General features: G+C 70.2%; 18 protein-coding genes and 1 pseudogene. 16 read left to right on the top strand and 3 right to left on the bottom strand.

What is annotated here, in order from left to right; translation table 11 throughout:
* Positions 1 to 250: 250 nt before the first annotated feature.
* Both ltrA and OG456_RS35290 read left to right on the top strand, forming a co-directional pair.
* A complete protein-coding gene (ltrA, locus tag OG456_RS35295; RefSeq protein ID WP_266568218.1) occupies positions 251 to 1669 on the top strand; it encodes a group II intron reverse transcriptase/maturase in 1419 nt (472 codons plus the stop codon).
* A 132-nt stretch (positions 1670 to 1801) separates the two neighbouring features.
* Positions 1802 to 2677: a group II intron maturase-specific domain-containing protein gene (locus tag OG456_RS35290; RefSeq protein ID WP_323136377.1), complete on the top strand. Its 876-nt coding sequence runs from the start codon at positions 1802 to 1804 to the stop codon at positions 2675 to 2677.
* A gap of 120 nt (positions 2678 to 2797) precedes the next feature.
* Here OG456_RS35290 and OG456_RS35285 read toward each other — a convergent pair whose 3' ends face one another.
* Positions 2798 to 3988, bottom strand: coding sequence for an acyl-CoA dehydrogenase family protein (locus OG456_RS35285; RefSeq protein WP_266568216.1), 1191 nt, complete (start codon positions 3986 to 3988; stop codon positions 2798 to 2800).
* Positions 3989 to 4219: 231 nt separating this feature from the next.
* On the opposite strand from OG456_RS35285, the gene OG456_RS35280 reads away from it, so the two are divergent.
* The 3 genes from OG456_RS35280 to OG456_RS35270 all read left to right on the top strand — a co-directional run bounded on the left by OG456_RS35280 (position 4220) and on the right by OG456_RS35270 (position 7849).
* A complete protein-coding gene (locus OG456_RS35280; RefSeq protein ID WP_266568214.1) occupies positions 4220 to 5110 on the top strand; it encodes a GNAT family N-acetyltransferase in 891 nt (296 codons plus the stop codon).
* A 136-nt stretch (positions 5111 to 5246) separates the two neighbouring features.
* Complete coding sequence (locus OG456_RS35275) at positions 5247 to 6380, top strand: hypothetical protein (RefSeq protein WP_266568212.1); 1134 nt, start codon at positions 5247 to 5249, stop codon at positions 6378 to 6380.
* A gap of 266 nt (positions 6381 to 6646) precedes the next feature.
* Entirely contained in the window at positions 6647 to 7849 is a 1203-nt protein-coding gene (locus OG456_RS35270) for a transposase (RefSeq protein ID WP_266568210.1), read from the top strand.
* Between the two features lie 54 nt (positions 7850 to 7903).
* Here the strand turns inward: OG456_RS35270 and OG456_RS35265 are convergent, their stop codons facing one another.
* The gene (locus OG456_RS35265; protein ID WP_266568208.1) at positions 7904 to 8536 is read right to left on the bottom strand and encodes an HdeD family acid-resistance protein; all 633 of its coding nucleotides are present in this window, start codon (positions 8534 to 8536) and stop codon (positions 7904 to 7906) included.
* A 139-nt stretch (positions 8537 to 8675) separates the two neighbouring features.
* On the opposite strand from OG456_RS35265, the gene OG456_RS35260 reads away from it, so the two are divergent.
* From OG456_RS35260 to OG456_RS35240, 5 genes and pseudogenes are all read left to right on the top strand, one after another.
* Positions 8676 to 9059, top strand: coding sequence for a DUF488 domain-containing protein (locus tag OG456_RS35260; RefSeq protein WP_266568206.1), 384 nt, complete (start codon positions 8676 to 8678; stop codon positions 9057 to 9059).
* A gap of 193 nt (positions 9060 to 9252) precedes the next feature.
* Positions 9253 to 9519 (top strand): annotated as a pseudogene (locus OG456_RS35255) (amino acid:proton antiporter); the annotation flags it as partial.
* A 453-nt stretch (positions 9520 to 9972) separates the two neighbouring features.
* Entirely contained in the window at positions 9973 to 11337 is a 1365-nt protein-coding gene (locus OG456_RS35250) for a dipeptidase (RefSeq protein WP_266568204.1), read from the top strand.
* 22 nt (positions 11338 to 11359) lie between these two features.
* Complete coding sequence (locus OG456_RS35245) at positions 11360 to 13183, top strand: alkyl/aryl-sulfatase (protein ID WP_266568202.1); 1824 nt, start codon at positions 11360 to 11362, stop codon at positions 13181 to 13183.
* 80 nt (positions 13184 to 13263) lie between these two features.
* Positions 13264 to 14568: a hypothetical protein gene (locus tag OG456_RS35240; RefSeq protein WP_266568200.1), complete on the top strand. Its 1305-nt coding sequence runs from the start codon at positions 13264 to 13266 to the stop codon at positions 14566 to 14568.
* 18 nt (positions 14569 to 14586) lie between these two features.
* Here OG456_RS35240 and OG456_RS35235 read toward each other — a convergent pair whose 3' ends face one another.
* On the bottom strand, positions 14587 to 15198 hold the full coding sequence (locus OG456_RS35235; protein ID WP_266568198.1) for a TetR/AcrR family transcriptional regulator: 612 nt from the start codon (positions 15196 to 15198) through the stop codon (positions 14587 to 14589).
* A 228-nt stretch (positions 15199 to 15426) separates the two neighbouring features.
* Here OG456_RS35235 and OG456_RS35230 point away from each other — a divergent pair, with 228 nt between their 5' ends.
* From OG456_RS35230 to OG456_RS35205, 6 genes are all read left to right on the top strand, one after another.
* Entirely contained in the window at positions 15427 to 16353 is a 927-nt protein-coding gene (locus tag OG456_RS35230) for an acyl-CoA thioesterase II (protein WP_266568196.1), read from the top strand.
* A gap of 43 nt (positions 16354 to 16396) precedes the next feature.
* Complete coding sequence (locus tag OG456_RS35225) at positions 16397 to 16885, top strand: PaaI family thioesterase (RefSeq protein WP_266568194.1); 489 nt, start codon at positions 16397 to 16399, stop codon at positions 16883 to 16885.
* 51 nt (positions 16886 to 16936) lie between these two features.
* A complete protein-coding gene (locus OG456_RS35220) occupies positions 16937 to 18619 on the top strand; it encodes a class I adenylate-forming enzyme family protein (RefSeq protein WP_266568192.1) in 1683 nt (560 codons plus the stop codon).
* Positions 18620 to 18908: 289 nt separating this feature from the next.
* Complete coding sequence (locus OG456_RS35215; protein WP_266568190.1) at positions 18909 to 19610, top strand: SRPBCC family protein; 702 nt, start codon at positions 18909 to 18911, stop codon at positions 19608 to 19610.
* Positions 19611 to 19679: 69 nt separating this feature from the next.
* Entirely contained in the window at positions 19680 to 20195 is a 516-nt protein-coding gene (locus OG456_RS35210; RefSeq protein ID WP_266568188.1) for a DinB family protein, read from the top strand.
* A gap of 66 nt (positions 20196 to 20261) precedes the next feature.
* Positions 20262 to 20891, top strand: a complete 630-nt coding sequence (locus OG456_RS35205; RefSeq protein ID WP_266568186.1) for a TetR family transcriptional regulator — start codon at positions 20262 to 20264, stop codon at positions 20889 to 20891.
* Positions 20892 to 20896 lie beyond the last annotated feature (5 nt).

Below are 20896 nucleotides of genomic sequence, written 5' to 3'. Positions count from 1 at the left end.
TCATGGCGATGCTGCCGGGGCAACAGCTGGGCACCTCCCTCGTCGATCGGTTGAGTGGTGAACGTGGGAACCGTCCCCGGTCGCCCTTCCTGCTGGCCATCCAGGACAGCAGTGGGCAGGTCCGTCGTCGGCTGACGGCTGTGGGGCGGGGCGGAGGCCCCGTAGTAGTCCGAGCGCGCGAGAGGCGCGTACATGGCGAAGGGGGCCAGCAAGTCAGCAGGGAGGCTGCTGGAATGCCGGGAGGTCGTTGGTGAATACCGACGAACTGGAGTGGGCCTTGATGAAGGCCGAACGCCGGGTACTGGAGATCCAGACCAAACTGCACCGTTGGGCGAACGCCGAACCTCATCGCAGGTTCGACGACCTGTTCAATCTCGTCACCGACCCAGCGTTCTTGCTGATCGCGTGGGATCGGGTGCGGGGCAACAAGGGAGCACGCACGGCCGGAGTGGACGGTCAGACCGCCTACTACGTGGAGTCCGTGCGGGGCGTCGAGGAGTTCCTCGGGGAAGTGCGGTCCGACTTGAAGAACCGCAGCTTCCGCCCGCTGCCCGTGCGGGAGCGGATGATCCCGAAACCGGGAACGGCCAAGCGCCGCCGGCTGGGCATCCCGACCGTTCGGGACCGGGTGGTCCAAGCGTCCCTGAAGCTGGTGCTGGAACCGATCTACGAAGCGGAGTTCCATCCGTGTTCGTACGGCTTCCGGCCAGAAAGGCGAACACACGACGCAGTCGCGGAGATGAGGCTGCTGGCGTCCAACTCCTATGAGTGGGTGCTGGAGGCCGACATCGCCGCGTGCTTCGACGAGATCTCGCACCCGGACCTGATGGACCGGCTGCGGCATCGGATCGGGGACAAACGGGTGCTCGCCGTGGTGAAGGCGTTCCTGAAGGCCGGGATCCTGTCGGAGACCGGGAACATCAGGGACACCGACACCGGAACCCCGCAAGGGGGCATCCTTTCTCCTCTGCTGGCCAATGTGGCCCTGTCCGCTCTCGACGAGCACTTCGCGGCGAAGTGGACAGACCGCGTGGAGCGGGCCAAGCGTCGCCGTCACGGACTCGCCAACTACCGGCTTGTCCGGTACGCAGACGATTTCGCGATCATGGTGTCTGGCACCAGGGCGCATGCCGAAGCCCTCCTCGACGAGGTGGCCGAGGTGCTGTCCAGGCTCGGGCTGAGGCTCGCGATGGACAAGACGAGGGTGGTCCATATCGACGAAGGTCTCGACTTTCTCGGCTGGCGCATCCAGCGTCACCGCAAGCGAGGCACCAGCAAGTACTACGTCTACACCTACCCCGCGCAGAAGGCCGTAAGGTCGTGCGCCGGGAAGATCAAGGCGATTTGCTGGCAGGACGTGAACCTGCCGCTCGAAGCTCTGATCAAGCAGCTCAATTCGCTGCTGCGGGGTTGGACTGCCTACTTCCGGCCGGGGGTGTCCCACCGGGCCTTCGAGTTCCTGCGTGCTGTCGTCTGGCGGCAGGTCTTCGGATGGCTCCGGCGAAAGCACCGGAAGACCAGTTGGAAGGAACTCCGCCGCCGATACTGCCGGGGCGGCTGGTGGCCCGTCGACGGAGAGAAGAAGCTGTTCAACCCGGCCGCGGTGCGGACAACCCGCTACCGCTACCGAGGAGCGGCCATTCCCTCTCCGTGGCCGAGTACGGCATGAGGAAAACCCGTGTGTCCGAAGGGATTTGTGGAGAGCCCGGTGCCTAGCAATAGGCACGCCGGGTTCGGAGGGCGGCCCGAGGAAACGGGCTGGTTGAAAGGCCAGTACCGCGCCTCGGGTCGACCCTACGTCGTGCTCTGTCACGATGAGGAACAGGCGCACCAGGTCAGGGCCCGGTTGGAGGACTGGCTGGCGCCGAGGGGTCTTCGCTTCAACGAGGAGAAGACCCAGGTCGTCCACCTCGATGAGGGGTTCGACTTCCTCGGTTTCACCGTCCGCCGAACGGGCGGCAAGCTGATCATCAAGCCGAGCACAGCGGCTTGCGCGAGGCTCCGGGCGCGGCTGCGGACCGAGGTGAAGGCCCTGCACGGGTCCAATGCCGAGGCCGTGTTGCGCAGGTTGATCCCGATCGTTCGCGGTTGGGCCGCCTACTACCGGGCGGTGGCGTCCACGACGACGTTCACGTCGCTGGATCGCTACATGTGGCGGCTGACCTTCAAATGGGCCAGGCGCCGTCACCGCAACAAGTCGAGGTACTGGATCGTGGACCGGTACTTCGGCCAGTTCCACCCGTCCCGGCGTGACCGGTGGGTGTTCGGCGACCGCGACAGGGGTGCCTTCCTCATCAAATTCGCCTGGACCGGCATCGTCCGCCACCAGCTCGTCAAGGGCGGAGCGTCCCCGGACGACCCCGCGCTGACCGAGTACTGGCGGGACCGCCGCCGGAAGAAGGCGCCGCCGCCGATGGACAAGACGAGTCTTCTCCTGGCGGTCCGGCAGCAGGGGCTCTGCCCTCTCTGCAAGCAGGCGCTGATCGTCGGAGCCGAGTACGAACCGGACAGCCCACGCGAGTGGATCAACTGGTTCGCGGCCTCGAAGAAGATGCTCCACAAGCATCACTTCACCTACCGGCGAGACGGCGGCACGGACGAGCGGAACAACCTTCGCCTCGTGCACTCCGAATGCCACCGCCAGCATCACGCGGGCGACAGCAAACGGGCCACATGACTCTGCTGACCTGCGAAGCCCATTGGGGCTTGCTTGAGCCGGATGCGGGGAAAGCTCGCACGTCCGGTTCTGAGGGGGCCGGGGATCAGCAATGGTCTCCGGCTACCCGACCACGGCGCCTCAGCGTCGGACGCGGGGCATCCCCAGGCCTATCCAGGAGATGATCTCGCGCTGGATCTCGTTGTTGCCGCCGCCGAACGTGAAGATCACGGCTGATCGGTAGCCACGTTCGAGTTCGCCGTGCAGGACGGCGCCCGCCGAGCCCTCCTTGAGCGCTCCCGCCGCGGCGACGACCTCCATCAGCCAGGCGTACGCCTCGCGGCGCGCCTCGGATCCGTACACCTTCACGGCGGAGGCGTCCTGCGGGGTGAGGCTGCCTTCCTGGACGGCGTTCACCATCTGCCAGTTGAGGAGTTTCATCGCGTCGAGCCGGGTGTGGGTCTGGGCGAGGCGCTTGCGCACCCAGCCGAGGTCGATGACGCGGCGCCCGTCGGCCAGTTTGGTGTCCATGGCCCAGCGCTGCACGTCGCGCAGCGCGCGGATCGCCATGGTGCCGTGGGCGGCGAGTGTGACCCGCTCGTGGTTGAGCTGGTTCGTGATGAGCCGCCAGCCCTTGTTCTCCTCACCGACGCGACGGCTGACGGGAACGCGGATGTTCTCGTAGTAGCTGGCCGTGGTGTCGTGCGAGGCAAGGGTGTTGATGATCGTGCAGGAGTAGCCGGGGTCCGATGTCGGCACGAGGAGCATAGTGATGCCCTTGTGCGGCGGGGCGACCGGGTCGGTGCGCACGGCGAGCCACACCCAGTCGGCCGTGTCGCCGTTGGTTGTCCAGATCTTCTGCCCGTTCACCGTGTAGTGGCCGGTGGCCTCGTCCCCGTCGCGCACCGCCCGCGTCTTGAGCGCGGCGAGGTCGGTGCCCGCGTCGGGCTCGCTGTAGCCGATGGCGAAGTCGAGCTCCCCGGAGAGGATCCTCGGCAGGAAGTACGCCTTCTGCTCGTCGCTGCCGTACTGCATGATCGTGGGGCCGACGGTGTTGAGCGCCATGAGCGGCAGGGGAACGCCCGCCTGCGCGGCCTCGTCGAAGAAGATGAACTGTTCCATGGGCGTGAGGCCCCGCCCGCCGTACTCCTTCGGCCACCCGACGCCGAGCCACCCGTCGGTGCCGAGCCGGCGCACCGTCTCGCGGTAGAACCGCTTCTGCGCCGCCGGGTCCTCGTAGCGGGCGTACGCGTTGTCGGGCACCAGCTCCGCGAAGTAGGCGCGCAGTTCCGTGCGCAACTGCTGTTGCTCGGGCGTGTATTCGAGGTGCACGGCCCCTCCTGACGGTCGCTGGTACACCGGGTCCCGGTCCTGACGGCGCACACAGTAGAACTCGTTCCAGAAATAGGGAATGGGCGCGGGCGGACGGTTCCGGGCCTGAACGCGCCGGGCCGTGCGCTCGGCCCGTGCACGCTCGGCCCGTGCGGGCTCAATTGCTTTGCGGGCGTCGCGCCGGCCCGGTTAGGTTCTGCCAGTCCGCAACTCCCCGTACAAGGAGCCCTCTTGTCGCTGCACCTCACACCGCTGACCGATCCGGCCGGCGGTCCGGACGCGCGCCGCCTCGCCTGGCTGGCGTCCGACACCGACGGGAACCCGGTCGGCTCCGCGTTCCTGCGGCTCATCGACCGGGACGGGCAGCGGCATCTCGCCCAGCTGGCCCTCCAGGTCCATCCCGCGGAACGCCGTCGCGGCGCCGGCACCCGGCTCCTCGACGCGGCGGTGACGGCCGCGAAGGACGACGGGCGGCGCTCGCTCACCGCCCCGGCCGACGACGGCTCACCCGCGGACCTGTTCCTGGCCGCGCGAGGGTTCCGCCGGGTGCTGAACCTGACGTACGCGCGGCTCCCGCTCGCCGACGCGGACATCCCTGCCCTCACGCGGACGGCGCGCGCGGAGCACCCCGGATACCGGCTCGTCTCCTGGGAAGGCACGGTTCCGGACCACCTGGCCGCGACGTTCGCCGCCTCGCGTCGCGCCATGGACGACATGCCCATGGACGACACCGACTACGGGACGGTCGCGTGGGACGTGGACCGCGTCCGCGCGGTGGCCAAGGCGGTCGAGGAACGCGGCGAACACCTCGACACGGTCGTGGCGGTCGACGCCTCCGACGGCACCGTCGTGGGGTTCACCGAGCTCGTCGTCCCCGGCGACGGCACGGGCGACGGACAGCACTACGGCACGGGCGTACTGCCCGAGCACCGCGGCCACGGCCTCGCGCGCTGGATGAAGGCCGAGGCCGTTCTCCGCGCCCGCGGCCGCCACCCGAAGCTCGGGGGCCTGCTCACGGACACCGCCGACAGCAACACGCACATGCGCGCCGTGAACGACGGACTCGGCTACGTGCCGACGCATCGGACGTACGAGTACCAGCTCGAGCTCCAGCAGGGCTGAAGGCACGTGCGGTGGCCGCCGCGGGGCCGCGGTGGCCATCGTCACACCCTCCCCCGTACCCCATTCCGCCGAGATAGTTGTAGAGTACAACGTGAAAGGTTGTAAACACCAACCCAACCAGCTGGAGGTCCTGCCCATGCCCGCCGATCACAAGGCACACCGCTCCGAGTCCGCGGGCGCCGTGCACGGCGTGCGGAATCCGGCGCTGCGCCATGTGCTGACCCACCTCATCACCCCGCTGCTGATGTGCCTGGGCATGGGGCTCGCGTACATGGGGGCCTTCGTGGCGCCCGAGCCGCACCATCTGCCGGTGGCGGTCGTCGGGGCGGGGCCCGAGGCGAAGGTCTTCGCCCAGACGGTGAAGGACAAGGCCGGCGACGCGCTCGACGTGCGTACGCTCGACAGCCGCCCGGCGGCCGTGGAGCAACTTCAGTCCCGTGACATCGACGGCGCGTACGTCCTGAGCGCGAAGTCCCCCGAGCTGATCGTCGCCACCGCCGGGTCCGACATGAGCGCGATCACCGCCGAGAAGATCTTCACCCCCGTCGCCACGCAGCAGGGCGTGCCGCTCAAGGTGACGGACGTGACCCCGACCGTCTCGGACGACCCGACGGGCCAGGGCCTGTTCTTCCTGCTGGTGGCACTGAGCATCGGCTCGTACGCGTCGGTGGCCGTGATCGGCGCGGCGGGTTCCGCCCTGTCGATGCGGACGCGGGCCACGCTCGTGGTCGGTGTGTCCGGCGTGGTCGGCCTCGTCGGCGCGGCTCTCGCGGGACCGGTGTTCCACCTGGCCCACCACGGCCTATGGGGCATGTGGGCCATGTCCTGGCTCTACTCGGCGGGCATTCTGTTCATCGGCGTGGGTCTGCACACGTTCCTGAAGCGGTGGACGACGCTCGCGCTCATGGTGTTGTTCGTGATGCTGAACTTCACCAGCTCCGGCGGCCTCTACCGGCCCGAGCTGCAGAACGGCTTCTTCGGCACCCTGCACGCCTTCTGGAACGGCGCCGGCTTGGTCGAGGGCTCGCGCAGCCTGCTCTACTTCGGCAGCCACGACCTGGCCAGGAACGTGTGGACACTGGCCGTCTGGCTCGTCGTCGGCCTGGCCTTGACGGGGCTTGCCGCGCTCACGGAGCGGCGGCGCGGTGCCGTCGCGGTCGACCCCCGGCAGCATGCCGCGCACAGCGTGACTCAGGCGCCTGCCCGCTCCACTGAGGCAGCAGAGGAAGAGGCGGCAGAGGAAGAGATGGAGGAGACGGTCGCGGTCTGACCGTCACCGACAGACCGGAGCCGTCGCGCCGGGCGTCCCGATGTGGGCGCCCGGCGCGCGCGTACCGGCCTTCAGGACCCCCGTCACCGGATTCCTCCGAGGATGCCCCGGCCTTTAGGCCGGGGAGGAATCGGACTCCTGCGGAGCAGGGCAGAGAAAGCCGGATCGCCGTCAGGGCGATCCGGCGTCCACCCCGCGTGATGATGAGGACCCCCCCCGAGACCGGTTGTGCTCAACTGTCAGTCCTCCCAGATAGGTTGTGTTTCATGACGACCGGAGCGTTGACGGCAGGTGGCGGGCATGCCCGCTACACTTTCCGGCTGCGTCTGTCGTCCACGGCCATCCGCGCGCTGGAAGCGGAATGGGCGCGCTGCCGCTGGGTGTGGAACGAGTCGGTGGCCAAGTCGAAGGCCGTGCATCTGCACAACAAGGCCACCGGCGAGAAGACAACGTGTGGCCCGGCGCAGCTCGACAAGATGCTGACCGCGGCCCGTACCGCGAACGCGTGGCTGCGTGAGGGCTCCAGCGTGGTGCAGCAGCAGTTGATACGGGACTTCGCGAAGTCCCGCGCGAAGGCACTGAAAGACATCAAGGCCCAGTTGCCGATGCGGCAGCGGGCCGGTATGCCGAAGTACAAGAAGAAGCATCAGGCCGGCCCGAGCCTGAACTACACCCAGCGCGGTTTCCGGGTGAAAGACGGCCGTCTGCATCTGGCCGGCGGCATCGCGGCGACGGTCGTGTGGTCGCGTGAGCTGCCCAAGCCGCCGTCCAGCGTGCGCGTCTACCGCGACAGTCTCGGCCACTGGTACGCCTCGTTCGTTGTCGCCACCAGCACCCAGACGCTTGTCGAAACCGGCTGCGTGATCGGCATCGACTGGGGTGTGAAGGAGACCGCGACCACCACATCCGACGACTACGACCTTCCCCATCCCGAGCATGGCCATAAGGCCGCGCAGCGCCTCGCCCGCTACCAGCGGATGATGGCCCGCAGGAAGCCGAAGAAGGGCCGGCCCGGTTCGAACGGCTACAAGGGCGCCAAGAAGCAGGCGGCGAAGCTGCACAAGAAGGTGGCCCGGCAGCGTCAGGACACCGCCCGCAAGTGGGCCAAGCGTGTGGTCCGCGACCATGATGCCTTGGCGGTAGAGGACTTCCGCCCGACGTTCCTGGCGAAGTCGACGATGGCCCGCAAGGCCGCTGACGCTGCGATCAGCGCGACCAAGAGCGCCCTGGTCGAGATGGCCCGTAAACACGGCCGCGCCGTGCACCTCGTCAACCCCGCGTACACCACCATGGACTGTGCGCACTGCGATGCGAGAGCCAAGCATCGCCTACCTCTCTCCGAGAGAACGTATACGTGCACCGCGTGCGGAACCGTGTCCCCCAGGGACAAGAACTCCGCCCGCGTGATGCTCGTCCGGGCTGGTCTCAACCCGGCTAGTGCTGATCTTGTAAGCCCTGCCACCTGCTAGGTGCCAGGCAAAGTGAGCTAGAAATCCCCCTGCGGTTCAGGCGGGGGGAGGACGTCAAACCCCGTGCGGAATCCGCTTCGCCTTGCTCCGCAGCTGGAACGCCGTGACGATCTCCACGACGCCGACCGCGAGCAGCCAGCAGCCGCCGACCAGGGTGAGTACGGCGACGGACTCGAACGGCGAGACGATCAGGACCACACCGGCCAGCGCGCTCACGACGCCGAGGAAGATCTGCCAGCCGCGCGCCGGCATCGCCTCGTCGGAGACGGCCGCGACGGTCTGGGTGATGCCGCGGAACAGCCAGCCGATACCGATCCACAGCGCGAGCAGGAGGATCGACTGCGTCGCCCCGCGGAAGCAGAACAGGCCGAGCAGGATCGACACCGCGCCGCTGATGAAGGCCATCACGCGCAGCCCGGTGGTGACATGCGTGCCGAACGCTGCCACCAGCTGGAAGACGCCGGTGACCAGGAGATACACGCCGAAGAGCACTCCGGCGGCGAGCAGGGACGCCCCTGGCCAGACCAGGACCAGTACGCCCAGGATCAGGGCGGCTATGCCGGCCAGCAGCACTACCTGCCACGCGGATTGAGCCAGGCGTCCGAGCGGCCCCTGGGGTGCGGCGGGGCGCTCTTCGTGGGTGTCTTCGGCCGTCGGGATTCGGGGTTCGTGCGGTGCGTGCGTCATGTCCGACTGTTCACACGGCGTCGGCACGACCGCCACTCGGGTAAGGCGAACGACGTACGCCCCCGGCAGCCGGGGTGCCTTCACCGCAGCGGCGGACGACCGTGCACGCGAGGCGGGGAAAACTCCGCACAATTGGGCCATGACAGAACGCTCCAAGAGCTCCCAACCGCAATTCCGCGTCCGCCGGGTCTACGATCCGCCGTCGTCGGACGACGGAATCCGGGTCCTGGTGGACCGCCTGTGGCCGCGCGGCGTCTCCAAGGAGCGGGCCGATGTCCAGGAGTGGATGAAGGACCTGACGCCGTCCTCCGCGCTGCGCTCCTGGTACCACGAGGACCGCGCATCCCGCTTCCCGGAGTTCGAGCGCCGCTACCGCGACGAGCTCGCCGAGCCGGCCCGTGTGGAGCTGACGGACAAGCTGCGCGCGCTGGCCCGTACGAGCACGGTCACGCTGGTCACCTCGGTCAAGGACATCGAGCACAGCCATGTGCCGGTTCTGGTGCGGCATCTGACCGAGAGCTGACCGGCCCGGGGACGGTGCGGATTCCCTCCCGCCGCGCCCCGCGGGCGTACGGGCCCGGCCCGACAGCAGGTGCGAACCGGCACAAGCTATGTCAATTTTGTGCAACGACGCACCACTTGGACGCATGGCGTCGTCCGAGCGACGCGGGCACCGGTGGCGCCGGGGCCCGCCGACGCGCCCCGGGAGGGCCCGCATGACCACCATGGATGTCCCGTCCGACGAACCCATACCGCGGGCGAAGACGGCGCCACCGGTGGTGGCGCCCACCCTGAAGTGGGTGACGCTGGCGCTGATGACGACCTCGTCGGTGGCGAGTCTGCGGGCCGCTCCGACCATGGCCGTGTACGGCCTGGCCTGCGTATTTCTCTACATCGTCCCGGCGATCGTGTTCCTGCTGCCGACCGCCCTGGTCTCGGCGGAGCTGGCGTCGGGGTGGAACGGCGGTGTCTACCGGTGGGTCATTGAACCCTCCCCCTGCTCAAGCAGGGGGATTCCTAGCTCACGTCGCCTGATCCCCGGCAGGGATTCCGACTCCTCCCCGGCCTCAAGGCCGGGGCATCCTCAGAGGAATCCGGTGAAGACGACGAACGACGCCCACAAGAAGGCCAACCAGCTCGCGGACGAGCTGGTGGCGGCCGGGTACTCCAGACCCGACACCGGTGGCGTCGTCCGCACGCTCGGCACCGACGGCGGCAACGTCTGCCACGATCCCGGGTCCGCCCTCAAGTCGGGCCTGTGGAAGATCAACCTGTCCAACGGCGCGGGCGGCCCCGGGCAGCGGCCCGTGATCTCCGATCGACGGGTCGTGGAGGCCGAGGCGATCATCCTGGGCGTCTACTGCCCCGACAAGCTCGAGAAGATCCAGCACAAGATCGACGACCTCAAGACCGACGACACGGTGAGGCGATGAAGCATGCCCTCGCCCGACAGTGAACTGGCCGCCCGCATCGCAGCGTTGATGCCCCGGGCGAAGGCCGACCTGAGCGAGCTCGTCGCGGTCCCGTCCGTCGCCGACCCGCGCCAGTACCCGCCCGAGGAGTGCCGCAAGGCCGCGCAGTGGGTCGCGGACGCGTTCGGCGAGGCGGGTCTGCGCGACGTCCATCTCGCCGAGACCCCGGACGGCAGCCACGCAGTCTTGGGGCACCGGCCGGCACCGCCCGGCGCGCCGACCGTGCTCCTGTACTGCCACTACGACGTGCAGCCCCCGCTGGACGACGCGGCCTGGACGACCCCGCCGTTCACCCTCACCGAGCGCGAAGGACGCTGGTACGGGCGGGGCGCCGCCGACTGCAAGGGCAACATCGTCATGCACCTCACGGCGCTGCGGGCCCTCGGGGACGACATCCCCGTCGGCATCAAGTTCGTCGCCGCGGGCTCGGAGGAGCAGGGCACGGGCGGCCTGGAGGCCTACGTCACCCAGCACCCCGAACTGTTCCTGGCGGACGCCCTGTTGATCTGCGACACCGGGAACGCCGCGGTCGGCACGGGCACGGCGACGACGTCCCTGCGTGGCCTCACCGACGTGGTGGTGAGCGTCGACACGCTGGCCGGCGAGGTGCACTCGGGCATGTTCGGCGGCCCCGCGCCCGACGCACTCGCCGCGCTCGTCCAGATGCTTTCGACACTGCGCGACCGGGAGACGGGCGCCACGCGCGTCGACGGACTCGACGGCGCAGGGACGTGGGAGGGCGCAGGCTACGACGAGGAGCAGTTCCGCAAGGACGCGGGCGTACTCGACGGGGTGCGGCTGACCGGGACCGACTCCGTCGCGGACCGGCTCTGGGCGCGTCCGGCGGTCACGGTTCTCGGCATCGACTGTCCGCCCGTGGTCGGTTCGTCCGCCTCGATCCCGGCGAGCGCCCGCGCGCGGGTGAGCCTGCGCGTACCGCCCGGCACGAACGCCGACGCAGCGCGCGCGGCACTCACCGCGCATCTCGTGGCGGCGGCGCCGTGGGGTGCGCGGGTCAGCGTGGAGGCCGAGTCCACCGGCTCCCCGTTCCGGGCCGCCACGGACGGTCCCGCGTACGCCGCGCTGGGCCGGGCCATGGCCGACGTGTACGGAAAGCCCATGGAGTTCCTCGGCCAGGGCGGCTCCATCCCGCTGTGCAACGTCCTCGCCCAGGCGTATCCCCGTGCGGAGATCGTCCTGATGGGGGTGGAGGAACCGCAGTGCCTGATCCACGCCCCGAACGAGAGCGTGGACCCCTCCGAGATCGAACACATGGCGCACGTGGAGGCGCTGTTCCTGCGCACGTACGGCACCGAAGCGCGGCGCTGACACACATCCCTGGGAGACCGACGTGACCACCTCAGACACCCCCGCCTCTTCCCCCGACTTCGCCGACCGTTCCGACTTCGAGGAGGCGGACCGGGGTCTCGTCTCCCCGCCGCTCTCCTCGACGGTCACGGCCGAGGACGGGCGCGTCGTGTGGAACTTCGACGACACGGCGTTCCTCGACGAGGACTGTCCCGACACCGTGCACCCGAACCTGTGGCGGCAGTCCCAACTCTGCGCGCGGGCAGGCCTGTTCGAGGTGACCGAGGGTGTCTTCCAGGCACGTGGGTTCGACCTCTCCAACATGACGCTGATCGAGGGCGACCACGGTGTCGTGGTCGTCGACCCGCTCGCCTCCGCCGAGACGGCGGCCGCCGCCCTGGACCTGTACCGGTCGCAGCGCGGTGAACGGCCGGTCGCCGCCGTCGTGTTCACCCACTCCCACCTCGACCACTTCGGCGGTGTGCTCGGCGTCATCGGACCCGACGACGGCGTGCCCGTGGTCGCTCCGCAGGGCTTCATGGAGCACTCCGTCGCGGAGAACGTGTACGCGGGTACGGCGATGCTGCGCCGCGGCACCTACTACTCGGGGGCCCACCTGGAGCGGGGGCCCGAGGGTCTCGTCGGCATGGGCCTCGGCTTCACCGCGTCCACCGGCACCGCGGGGCTCGTGGCGCCCACCGTCGAGGTCCGGCACACGGGACAGGAACTCACCCTCGACGGCGTCGTGTTCCGCTTCCAGATGACGCCGGGCACCGAGGCGCCGGCGGAGATGAACTTCCTGCTGCCCCAGCGGCGCGCCCTGTGCATGGCCGAGAACGCCACGCACAACCTGCACAACATCCAGACCCTACGGGGCGCCGTGGTCCGCGACGCCCGGATCTGGGCCCGCCACCTCAACGAGGCCATCGAACTCTTCGGCCACGACGCGGACGTCCTGTTCGCCTCGCACCACTGGCCGACCTGGGGCTCGGACCGGATCAGGTCCTTCCTCGCCGAGCAGCGCGACCTGTACGCGTATCTGCACGACCAGACACTGCGGCTGCTCAACCAGGGCTGCACGGGGGCGGAGATCGCCGAGCTGATCGAGCTGCCGCCCCCGCTCTCCGCGGCCTGGCACGCGCGCGGCTACTACGGCTCCGTCAGCCACAACGTGAAGGCCATCTACCAGCGTTACATGGGCTGGTACGACGGCAACCCCGCCTCCCTGTGGGAGCACCCGCCCACCGAGACCGCCGAGCGCTACGTCGACTGCATGGGCGGGCTCGACGCGCTGCTCGGCAAGGCGCGTACGTACCTGGAGGAAGGCGATCTGCGGTTCGCCGCCCAGCTCCTGAGGCACGCCGTGTTCGCCGCGCCGGACAACGCCGACGCCAAGGAGCTGCTCGCGCAGACCTTCGAGCGGCTGGCGCACGGCGCGGAGAACGCGACCTGGCGCAACTGCTACCTCACCGGCGCCCAGGAGCTGCGCGGCACCATCGGGAGGACCAGCATCGGAGGCGGCGACATGTCCGCCGCGCTGAACGTCGAGCAACTCTTCGACTCACTCGCGGTCCGGGTCGACGGGCCCCGGGCATGGGAGCACTCGCTCACCCTGCACTGGCATCTGTCGGACCTGGGCGAGATGTACCGCATGACGCTGCACAACGGTGTCCTGGTCCACACCCGCACGACCCGGCCCGCCGACAACGCGGATCTCTCCCTCACGCTCACGAAGCCCCAACTCCTGGCCCTGCTGGCCGGAAAGGGCCTCCACGGCGTCTATCACTCGGGCGATCTGGGCGTCCTCGACACCCTGCTCTCGCTCCTCGACGACAACGATCCGGACTTCGCGATCGTCACCCCGTGACGGTGGTGACGGGGTGCGACGGCCGCCCGTACGCACTAACACAGCGCGCCGTCCACCACCGCATGGCATCCTATGAGTGCATGACACCGGACCGTGAGGACCGCTCCCCGTCGGACGCGAGCGACGACATAGCCGAGCTGCGCGCCCGGGTCGCCCAGCTGGAGTCCGCGGGGCCGGCGCGGCCCAGGCCCCGGCACCATCTGCGCTCGTTCTTCGCGGGCCTCCTGATCGTCCTCGTGGCGATCCTGACGCCTCTCAGCGCCGTCGCGACATGGGCCAGCGACATCGTCGGCGACACCGATCGCTATGTGGCGACGATGGAGCCGCTCGCTTCCGACCCCGACGTCCAGGCGGCCGTCACGAACCGCGTCACGAACGTCATCATGGAGAACATCGACCTCAAGACGCTCCTCAGCGACGTGGCACCCGCCGACCGGCCGAGGCTCGAAAAGGCCCTGGGGAAGCTGAGCGGCCCGCTCACCAGCGGACTCAGCGGCTTTGTGCACAACACCGTCCAGAAGTTCGTCTCCAGCGACGCGTTCGAGAAGCTGTGGACCGGCCTCAACCGGCGTGTGCACACGGCGGTCGACAAGGCGCTGACCGGGCGCGGCGGCGGCGCCGTCAAGCTCACGAACGACACGGTGACGATCGACCTGGCTCCCGTCATCGCGGAGGTGAAGCAGCGGCTCGTCGACCGCGGCCTCGGGGTCGCCTCGAAGATCCCCGACGTGCACACCGACTTCACGGTCCTGACGTCCGACTCCATCGGAAAGATCAAGAAGGGCTTCCGGCTGCTCCAGCTCATGGGCGTCTGGCTGCCGATCCTCACCCTGGTCCTCGCGGCCGTGGCCGTCCTCCTGGCCGTCCGCAAGCGGCGCGCCCTGGTGGCGGCGGGGATCGCCATCGCCGTGGGCGCCGCGATTCTCGGCATCGGCCTGTGGGCCTTCCGCGCGATCTATCTCGACGGGCTGCCCGCCGGGGTGTCGCAGCCGGCCGCCCGCGCCGTCTACGACGCGCTCGTACGGTTCCTGCGGACGACGGTACGCATGGTGATCACCGTCGGAGTCGTGGTGGCGCTCGCCGCGTGGCTGACCGGCGAGGGCCGGGCGGCGACCCGGGTCACGGCCATGTGGCGCGGCGGCATCGGCGCGGTGCGCGACGCGGCGGGCCTCACGGGCGGCCCGGTGGGCGCGTGGGTGCACCGGGCGAAGACGTGGCTGAACTGGACGGTCGTCGCGGTGTCGGCCGTGATCATGCTGGTGTGGGACCGTCCGACGGGCGTCGTCATCGTGTGGATCGCCCTGTGCGCGCTCATCGCTCTCGCGGTGATCGAGTTCCTTGACGACGACGGATCGCCGCACATGACGGCCACCCCCGCCGGGTGACCCTGTTGCGGTTCGGTGTCAGGCGCGCGCGGGGCGCCGCACCGCACGGGGGCGGTACTCGACCACGGTCAGCGCGAGGGCCACGTACCGCTCCACCAACTCGTCCACGGACACCGGGCCCTCCGCCTGGTACCACTGCGCGATGGCGTTGCACATCGCGATGACCGCGCGTCGGGCGTCGTCCGGATACGGGGTGAGGAAGATGCCCTGCGCCACGCCCCGCTCGACGACCTCGCGGAACTGCTGGGTGCCGCGCGCCTCGTTCTTCCGGTAGCGGGCCAGGTGCTCGGGCTCCAGGCTGCGCCCCTCGGTCAGCACGATGCTGCTCTTCACGGGGTGGTCAGTACGGAACCGGACGGTCGCCGCGACGAGCGCCTCCAGCTGCTCGGCGGGGTCGTCGCCCGCGGCCTCCAACGCCTCGTCGCACGCGCCGAAGTAGGCGTCGAGACCGTCGTCGAGGATGGCGACCAGCAGGTCCTGCTTGCCCTTGTAGTAGTAGTACAGGGCGGACAGGCTCACCCCGGCGCGCTGGGCGATGTCGCGGATCGAGGTCGCGCCGTAGCCCCGCTCGGAGAACTCCTGCCGGGCAGCCTCGACGATGGCCTTGTGGCCTGCGGGTCGCGTGGACACAGCTCTCCGATCTCCTGCTTCCGCCCCGGCACCGTGCGCACTGAACGAACGGTCGAACAGTCATAGCGGGACATCGCCGAGTGTACTGGCACACGCCGCGAACCGGCCGGTCACAGGGTAAATGACCAGCACAGACACCTCGGCCGTCCGATCCGGGGCGGCACAGCTGCGGGCCGCGTGATCACCGTCACAGCCACGGAGGCGCGCCGGGCTGGCAGCATGCCGACCATGGGTGCTCAATACAACCAACTCGCCGTGGCACAGCCGGAAGCCACGCCCGACCGCGCGGACCTGCTTCCCCTCGGCGAGCTACTGGGTCTCGAGGCGTCGGGCGACAGCGCCTTCACCGGCATGCCCCACATGGGCCGGCCGCCACGGGCCTTCGGCGGGGTCACACTCGCGCAGGCCCTGCTCGCGGCGGGGCGCACCGTCGACGGCGGGCGGCAACCGCACTCCCTGCACGCCTACTTCCTGCGTTCGGTCGCCCCGGAAGCCTCCGTCGCCTACGAGGTGGAGCGGCTGCGGGACGGGGCTTCCTACGCGGCTCGGCAGGTGGCCGCGCGCCAGGACGGCATGACGGTGCTCAGCCTGTCCGCTTCGTTCAAGAAGCCCGAGAACGCGCTCGACCACCAGTCGGAAATGCCCGGCGCACCGGCGCCGGACGACTGCGAGGCCCCGTACGAGGCGATGGCGCGGGAGCACCCGGAGCGCTACGCCGAATCCGTCATCCCGCGCGCAGTCGACCTGCGGCTCGTGGCGGCGGACGCCGATGAGCTGGCGGCGCGGGCCGACGGCATGTCCCGGCGGCGCTGCTGGCTGCGGGCGGCGCGGCCACTGCCCGACGAGCCGCTGCTGCACGCCGCCGCGCTCGCGTACCTCTCAGACCTGACGATCTCCCCCACGGCCGCACTGCCCTGGGAACCGCACGGTGCGCGCAGCGCCCGCCGGTCGAGGGTCATGCTGGCGTCACTGGACCACGCCATGTGGTTCCACCGCCCCGCGCGCGCCGACGCCTGGCTGCTGTACGCCCAGCACACCACGAACCTGTCCGACGGCCGCGCCATGTCACGCGGTGAACTCTGGTCGCAGGACGGCCAGTTGGTCGCCTCGGTGCTCCAGGAGGCGCTGATCCGCCACCGGCCCGCAGCCACCTGACCCCACCCGCACCCGCAGCACACCCGGAAGGAATCCACTCCACATGCCCGACTTCACCTGGGGCGCCGGCACCGGCCTGGACCGCATCCGCACGCTCGCCGAGGAGCTGGCACACACGCCGCACGTCCCCTACACACAGTTCGGCCTGAGCATCACTCAGGTCGACAAAGGACGGGTGGAGATGACCTGGACCCCCGGGGAGTCCCTCCTCAACCGGGGCCGTGTCGTGCACGGCGGCTTCATCGCGACCACGCTCGACGAGGCGTGCGGCGTCACCGTGATGACCGGGAGCGAACCGCTGACGCCGTTCCTGACGATGAGCCTCAACATCGAGTACCTGCGCCCGCTCCGGGCGGGCGCCACGTACAAGGTGGTCGGGACGGTGCTGAAGCAGGGCCGCCTGCGGACGCTGGTGCGGGCAGTCGTCGAGGACGCGGCGGGCAGGCTGTGCGCGGAGGGCACCGCTTCGATGACGCCCAACCGGGCCCTGCTGCAGACGTCTGGACACGCGCCGACGGGGACCGTAGCTTAACGAATGTTCTGACTGCACGCCCGTCGCACCCGCCGACAAGGGAGTTGCCGCGTGATCCGTCGCCATCCGAGGGGTATGCCGGCCCGCCTCTCCTACCCGGAGGCGTCCGTCGGGGACATCCTCGCCGGCTCGGCCAGGAGATACCCCGACCGGGTCGCCCTGCGCGACGGCGACGACACCCTGACCTACGCGGGACTCCACGAACAGGCGCTCCGCCTCGCACGGGGGCTGCGCGAGCGCGGCATCACCGAGGGCGACGCGGTGGCACTGCACCAGCCCAACTCCCTCTGGTTCCCGGTCACTTACTACGGAATTCTGCTGGCCGGGGCCATCGTGGCACCCCTCAACCCCACCCTTCCCCCGGCGGCCCTGCGCGCCCAGCTGGACGAGGCGGGGGCCCGGGCGGCCGTGACGCACCCGGCCACGGCCCCGGCGCTCCTCGCCGCCGGCACCGACGGACTCCAACTGGTCACCGCCGTGCCGCCATCGGCCGTCGCGCCCGGCGATCCGGCGCACCTGGACGGCACGGTGCCGCTCGCCGAGCTGCTCGCGGGCGACCCGGAGCCCGGCCCGCACGTCCCGCCCGACGCGATCGCCCACCTGTCCTTCACGGGCGGCACGACAGGGCGCTCGAAGGCGGTCCAGGTGCTGCACCGTCATGTCGTGGCGAACTGCCTCCAGTTCACCTGCTGGCGCGCGGCCGCCGTGCCCGCGGTGGACCCCGACGGAGGCATCTTCCTCGACCCGGTGGCCGAGGCCGCCACCGAGTACACGAACCAGCCCGGACAGGGCGTCTCGATCGCCGTCGCGCCGTTCTTCCACGCGATGGGCCTGGTCGGCCAGTCGATCGGCGTACTCGCCGGACTGACGAGCGTCCTCGCCGGCCGTTTCGACCCCGAGCGGTTCCTGGAGCTGGCCGAGAAGTTCGAGGCCACCCAGATCGCCGGGTCCCCCGCGCTCTTCCACGCCCTGCTCGCCTCCCCCGCCGGACAGGGCCGCGCGCTCCCCGCGGTCCGCGTGGTCAACTCGGGCGCCGCACCCATCGACACGACGACACTGCGGGCCCTTGGGGCGCTGTTCCCCCGCGCGTGCGTCGTGGAGGGCTACGGACTGACCGAGGCCACCATGGGGGTCACCTCGGGGATCGTCGACCCCGACGACCCGGTCCCGATCGGGTCGGTCGGCCTGCCCGTCTTCGACACCGAGGTCGAGATCCGCGACCTCGTGCAGACCGGGACTCGCGTGCCCGACGGCGAGACCGGGGAGCTGTGGGCCCGCGGCCCGCAGATCACCGCGGGCTACCACGGCCACCCGGAGCTGACGGCCGAGCAGTTCGTCGACGGCTGGCTGCGCACCGGCGACCTGGCGCGGTGCGACGAGCGCGGCCACGTCTACATCGTGGGCCGCGCCAAGGACATGCTCATCTACAAGGGTTACAACGTCTATCCGGGCCAGCTGGAGGAGATCCTCAGCGGCCATCCCGCGGTCGCGCAGGTCTCGGTGATCGGGGTTCCCGCGGCCGAGGCGGGCGAGATACCGGTGGCGTACGTCGTGGCCCGTCCGGATGCCTCGCCGGCCCCCGGCCCGGCTCTCGCACAGGAGCTGATGGCGCATGTGTCCGCCCGCGTCGCGCCGTACCAGCGGGTGCGCGAGGTGCGGTTCCTGGAGGCGCTGCCCACGTCGGCCGCGGGGAAGGTCCTGAAGGCGGAACTGCGGCGGGCACACAAGGCATAGCTTTAACGAACGTTCAACACGTCCGGCGCCGGGCCCCCGATCGGTGACGGTCCGGCCCCGCCCCCCTCACACCTCCCCCGCACCTTCCTCACACCCCCGGCCGCCCCGTGCCGCATGGCAGGCGGTGTTCCGGGCAGGCGAACACCGTACGTGCCTGCCCCATCACCCGTTCGGGCTAACCCGAGATGTCGTGGAGCCGATCCGCACGCACGTTTGGAAGGTAGAGCCCGTGGGGTGCGTACCCGTCGGCACCGCGCCGACGACCGGACGGGCGCCGGGGAGGTGCGTGATGCCAGAGATATCCGTGGACGTCCACATCAACCGATCCGTCACCGAGGTGTACGACTTCCTTTCCGACGCACGCAATCTCGAACTCTGGTTCTCGGGAGTCCACAGCGTCGCAGAGAGCGCAGAGCCCGCAGGTCCCGGCGTGGCCCACGTGTACCGCTTTCCCGGGCGCCACCGGGACCAGCTCCTCCAGTGCGTGGCGTACGTCCCGGGCGAGCACCTCGTCTTCCGCGGCGACCGGATGTGGAACCCCCTCGGCGCCCAGACGCCGATGTACTCGTTCACGCTCTCCCCGCGCCCCCGCGGCACCCTTCTGCGCCTCACGGTGCAGTGCCGCCTGGCAGGCGCGCTGACCCTGCTCGCGCCCGTGGTCGCCATGGCCTGGCGACGCGACCTGCCCAGGGACGTGCGCCGGCTGGGCGAGCGCCTCGGCGCCCCGCACTGCCACGTCATATCCGCCCCGCGGCGTGTACGCCTGCCCATATCCGCGTTCACCCCGGCCTCCGCCGCCCCCACGACCGTCCGACCGGCCCTCGCACCGCCGGCCCCACCACGGCCGCAGCTCCGCCCCGAGCCCCGCTCCGAGCCCCTCTCCGAGGCCCGCCCCGACGCCCGCCTCGAGCCCCGCCCCGAGCCCCACCCAGGGCCGCGTCCCGCCTCGGTCCCGGCCGCCAAGGAACGCACGCCGCGCCCCGCGGCGTAAGCCGCCCCGAAGCCACCCACAGAAAAATGCCGTGCGGCGAAGGCGACCCGGCCACTAGCGTCCCCACCCATGACTCCTCCTCCTCGCATACGCCCGCCCTACGACGCCGACGAGCGAACGCAGTTGGTCGCCTGGCTGGACATGCAGCGCACCGTCGTCCAGTGGAAGTGCGAGGGCGTTTCCGAGAAGGACGCCCATCGCTCCGTTCTCCCCGCGTCCCCCGCCATGACCGTGGCGGGCGTCGTGTCGCATCTGCGGTGGGTCGAGCACTGCTGGTTCGAGGTCATGCTGTTGGGCGGCGCGGCCGAGGGACCCCAGTTCGACGACGGGCCCGAGGACGCCGACATGCTCGTCGACGACATCCCCCTCGACCAGCTGCTCGGCGAGTACGCGCGCCAGTACGCCCGGTCGAACGAGATCACCGCCGCGCACTCCCTCGACCAGGCGGGCCGGCACCCCGACTTCCGTGCCGGGTCGGCGAATCTGCGGTGGATCCTCCTGCACATGATCGAGGAGACCGCCCGGCACGCCGGTCACCTCGACGCGATCCGTGAGCTCCTCGACGGCGAGAAGGGCTACTACTGACCCGGGGCGTTCCATGACCTGCGGGGCCCTGCGTGGGCGCGTCGCGCGACCTGCGAGACTGTCGCCATGCCCAGTCCGGTCCGTACGTCCGCAGCAGGCGAGGGCCTTCGCGCGAGGCGCCGCCGCGAGACCGAGCACGCCATCCACGCCGCCGCGGTACGGCTCGTCGAAGAACACGGCCTGGCCGGGGTGACGGTCGACATGATCAGTGCCGCCGCCGGGATCTCGCAGCGCACGTTCTTCAACTACTTCCCGAACAAGGAGTCGGCGCTCACCATCGGCCCGCCCCCGCTGCCGGACACGCTCCACCGACGCCTCGCCCACGGCGACCCGGCACCCCGGAAGACGCTCACCGAACTCCTCGACGTCCTGTCCGCGCACATCACCGACGATGTCGTGCCCGACCGCGAACTCGTCCAGGCCACCTTCCGGATCGCCGACCGGCATCCCGAACTCCGGGCGGCGCTCCACGCACGGTTCGACGCCTTCGAGGAACAGGTGAGGCAGGCGGTGGCCGAACGGATGGCCGCCCCTCCGGCCGACCCCCGGCCCCGCCTGCTCACCGGCATCGCGCTCGCCGTGACCCGCACCGCGCTAGAGCAGTGGTCACTGGGCACCACCGGCGACCACCCCTCGCCCGAGCCGGACCTCCAGCAATGCGTCGACCTGCTGCACACACTCATGCCGACGACCTGAGACAC

Source organism: Streptomyces sp. NBC_01446 (assembly GCF_026340095.1).
Classification (GTDB): domain Bacteria; phylum Actinomycetota; class Actinomycetes; order Streptomycetales; family Streptomycetaceae; genus Streptomyces; species Streptomyces aureus.
Note: the sequence above shows the minus strand (reverse complement) of the source record. Positions and strands in the feature narration are given on the sequence as shown.

What these genes read in the sequence shown, in the direction of transcription:
- OG456_RS35275 (WP_266568212.1), top strand. Translation starts at nt 5,247, where the DNA reads ATGCCCGCCGATCACAAGGCACACCGCTCCGAGTCCGCGGGCGCCGTG.
- OG456_RS35270 (WP_266568210.1), top strand. Translation starts at nt 6,647, where the DNA reads ATGACGACCGGAGCGTTGACGGCAGGTGGCGGGCATGCCCGCTACACT.
- OG456_RS35265 (WP_266568208.1), bottom strand. Translation starts at nt 8,536, where the DNA reads ATGACGCACGCACCGCACGAACCCCGAATCCCGACGGCCGAAGACACC.
- OG456_RS35260 (WP_266568206.1), top strand. Translation starts at nt 8,676, where the DNA reads ATGACAGAACGCTCCAAGAGCTCCCAACCGCAATTCCGCGTCCGCCGG.
- OG456_RS35250 (WP_266568204.1), top strand. Translation starts at nt 9,973, where the DNA reads ATGCCCTCGCCCGACAGTGAACTGGCCGCCCGCATCGCAGCGTTGATG.
- OG456_RS35240 (WP_266568200.1), top strand. Translation starts at nt 13,264, where the DNA reads ATGACACCGGACCGTGAGGACCGCTCCCCGTCGGACGCGAGCGACGAC.
- OG456_RS35230 (WP_266568196.1), top strand. Translation starts at nt 15,427, where the DNA reads ATGGGTGCTCAATACAACCAACTCGCCGTGGCACAGCCGGAAGCCACG.
- OG456_RS35225 (WP_266568194.1), top strand. Translation starts at nt 16,397, where the DNA reads ATGCCCGACTTCACCTGGGGCGCCGGCACCGGCCTGGACCGCATCCGC.
- OG456_RS35215 (WP_266568190.1), top strand. Translation starts at nt 18,909, where the DNA reads ATGCCAGAGATATCCGTGGACGTCCACATCAACCGATCCGTCACCGAG.
- OG456_RS35210 (WP_266568188.1), top strand. Translation starts at nt 19,680, where the DNA reads ATGACTCCTCCTCCTCGCATACGCCCGCCCTACGACGCCGACGAGCGA.
- OG456_RS35205 (WP_266568186.1), top strand. Translation starts at nt 20,262, where the DNA reads ATGCCCAGTCCGGTCCGTACGTCCGCAGCAGGCGAGGGCCTTCGCGCG.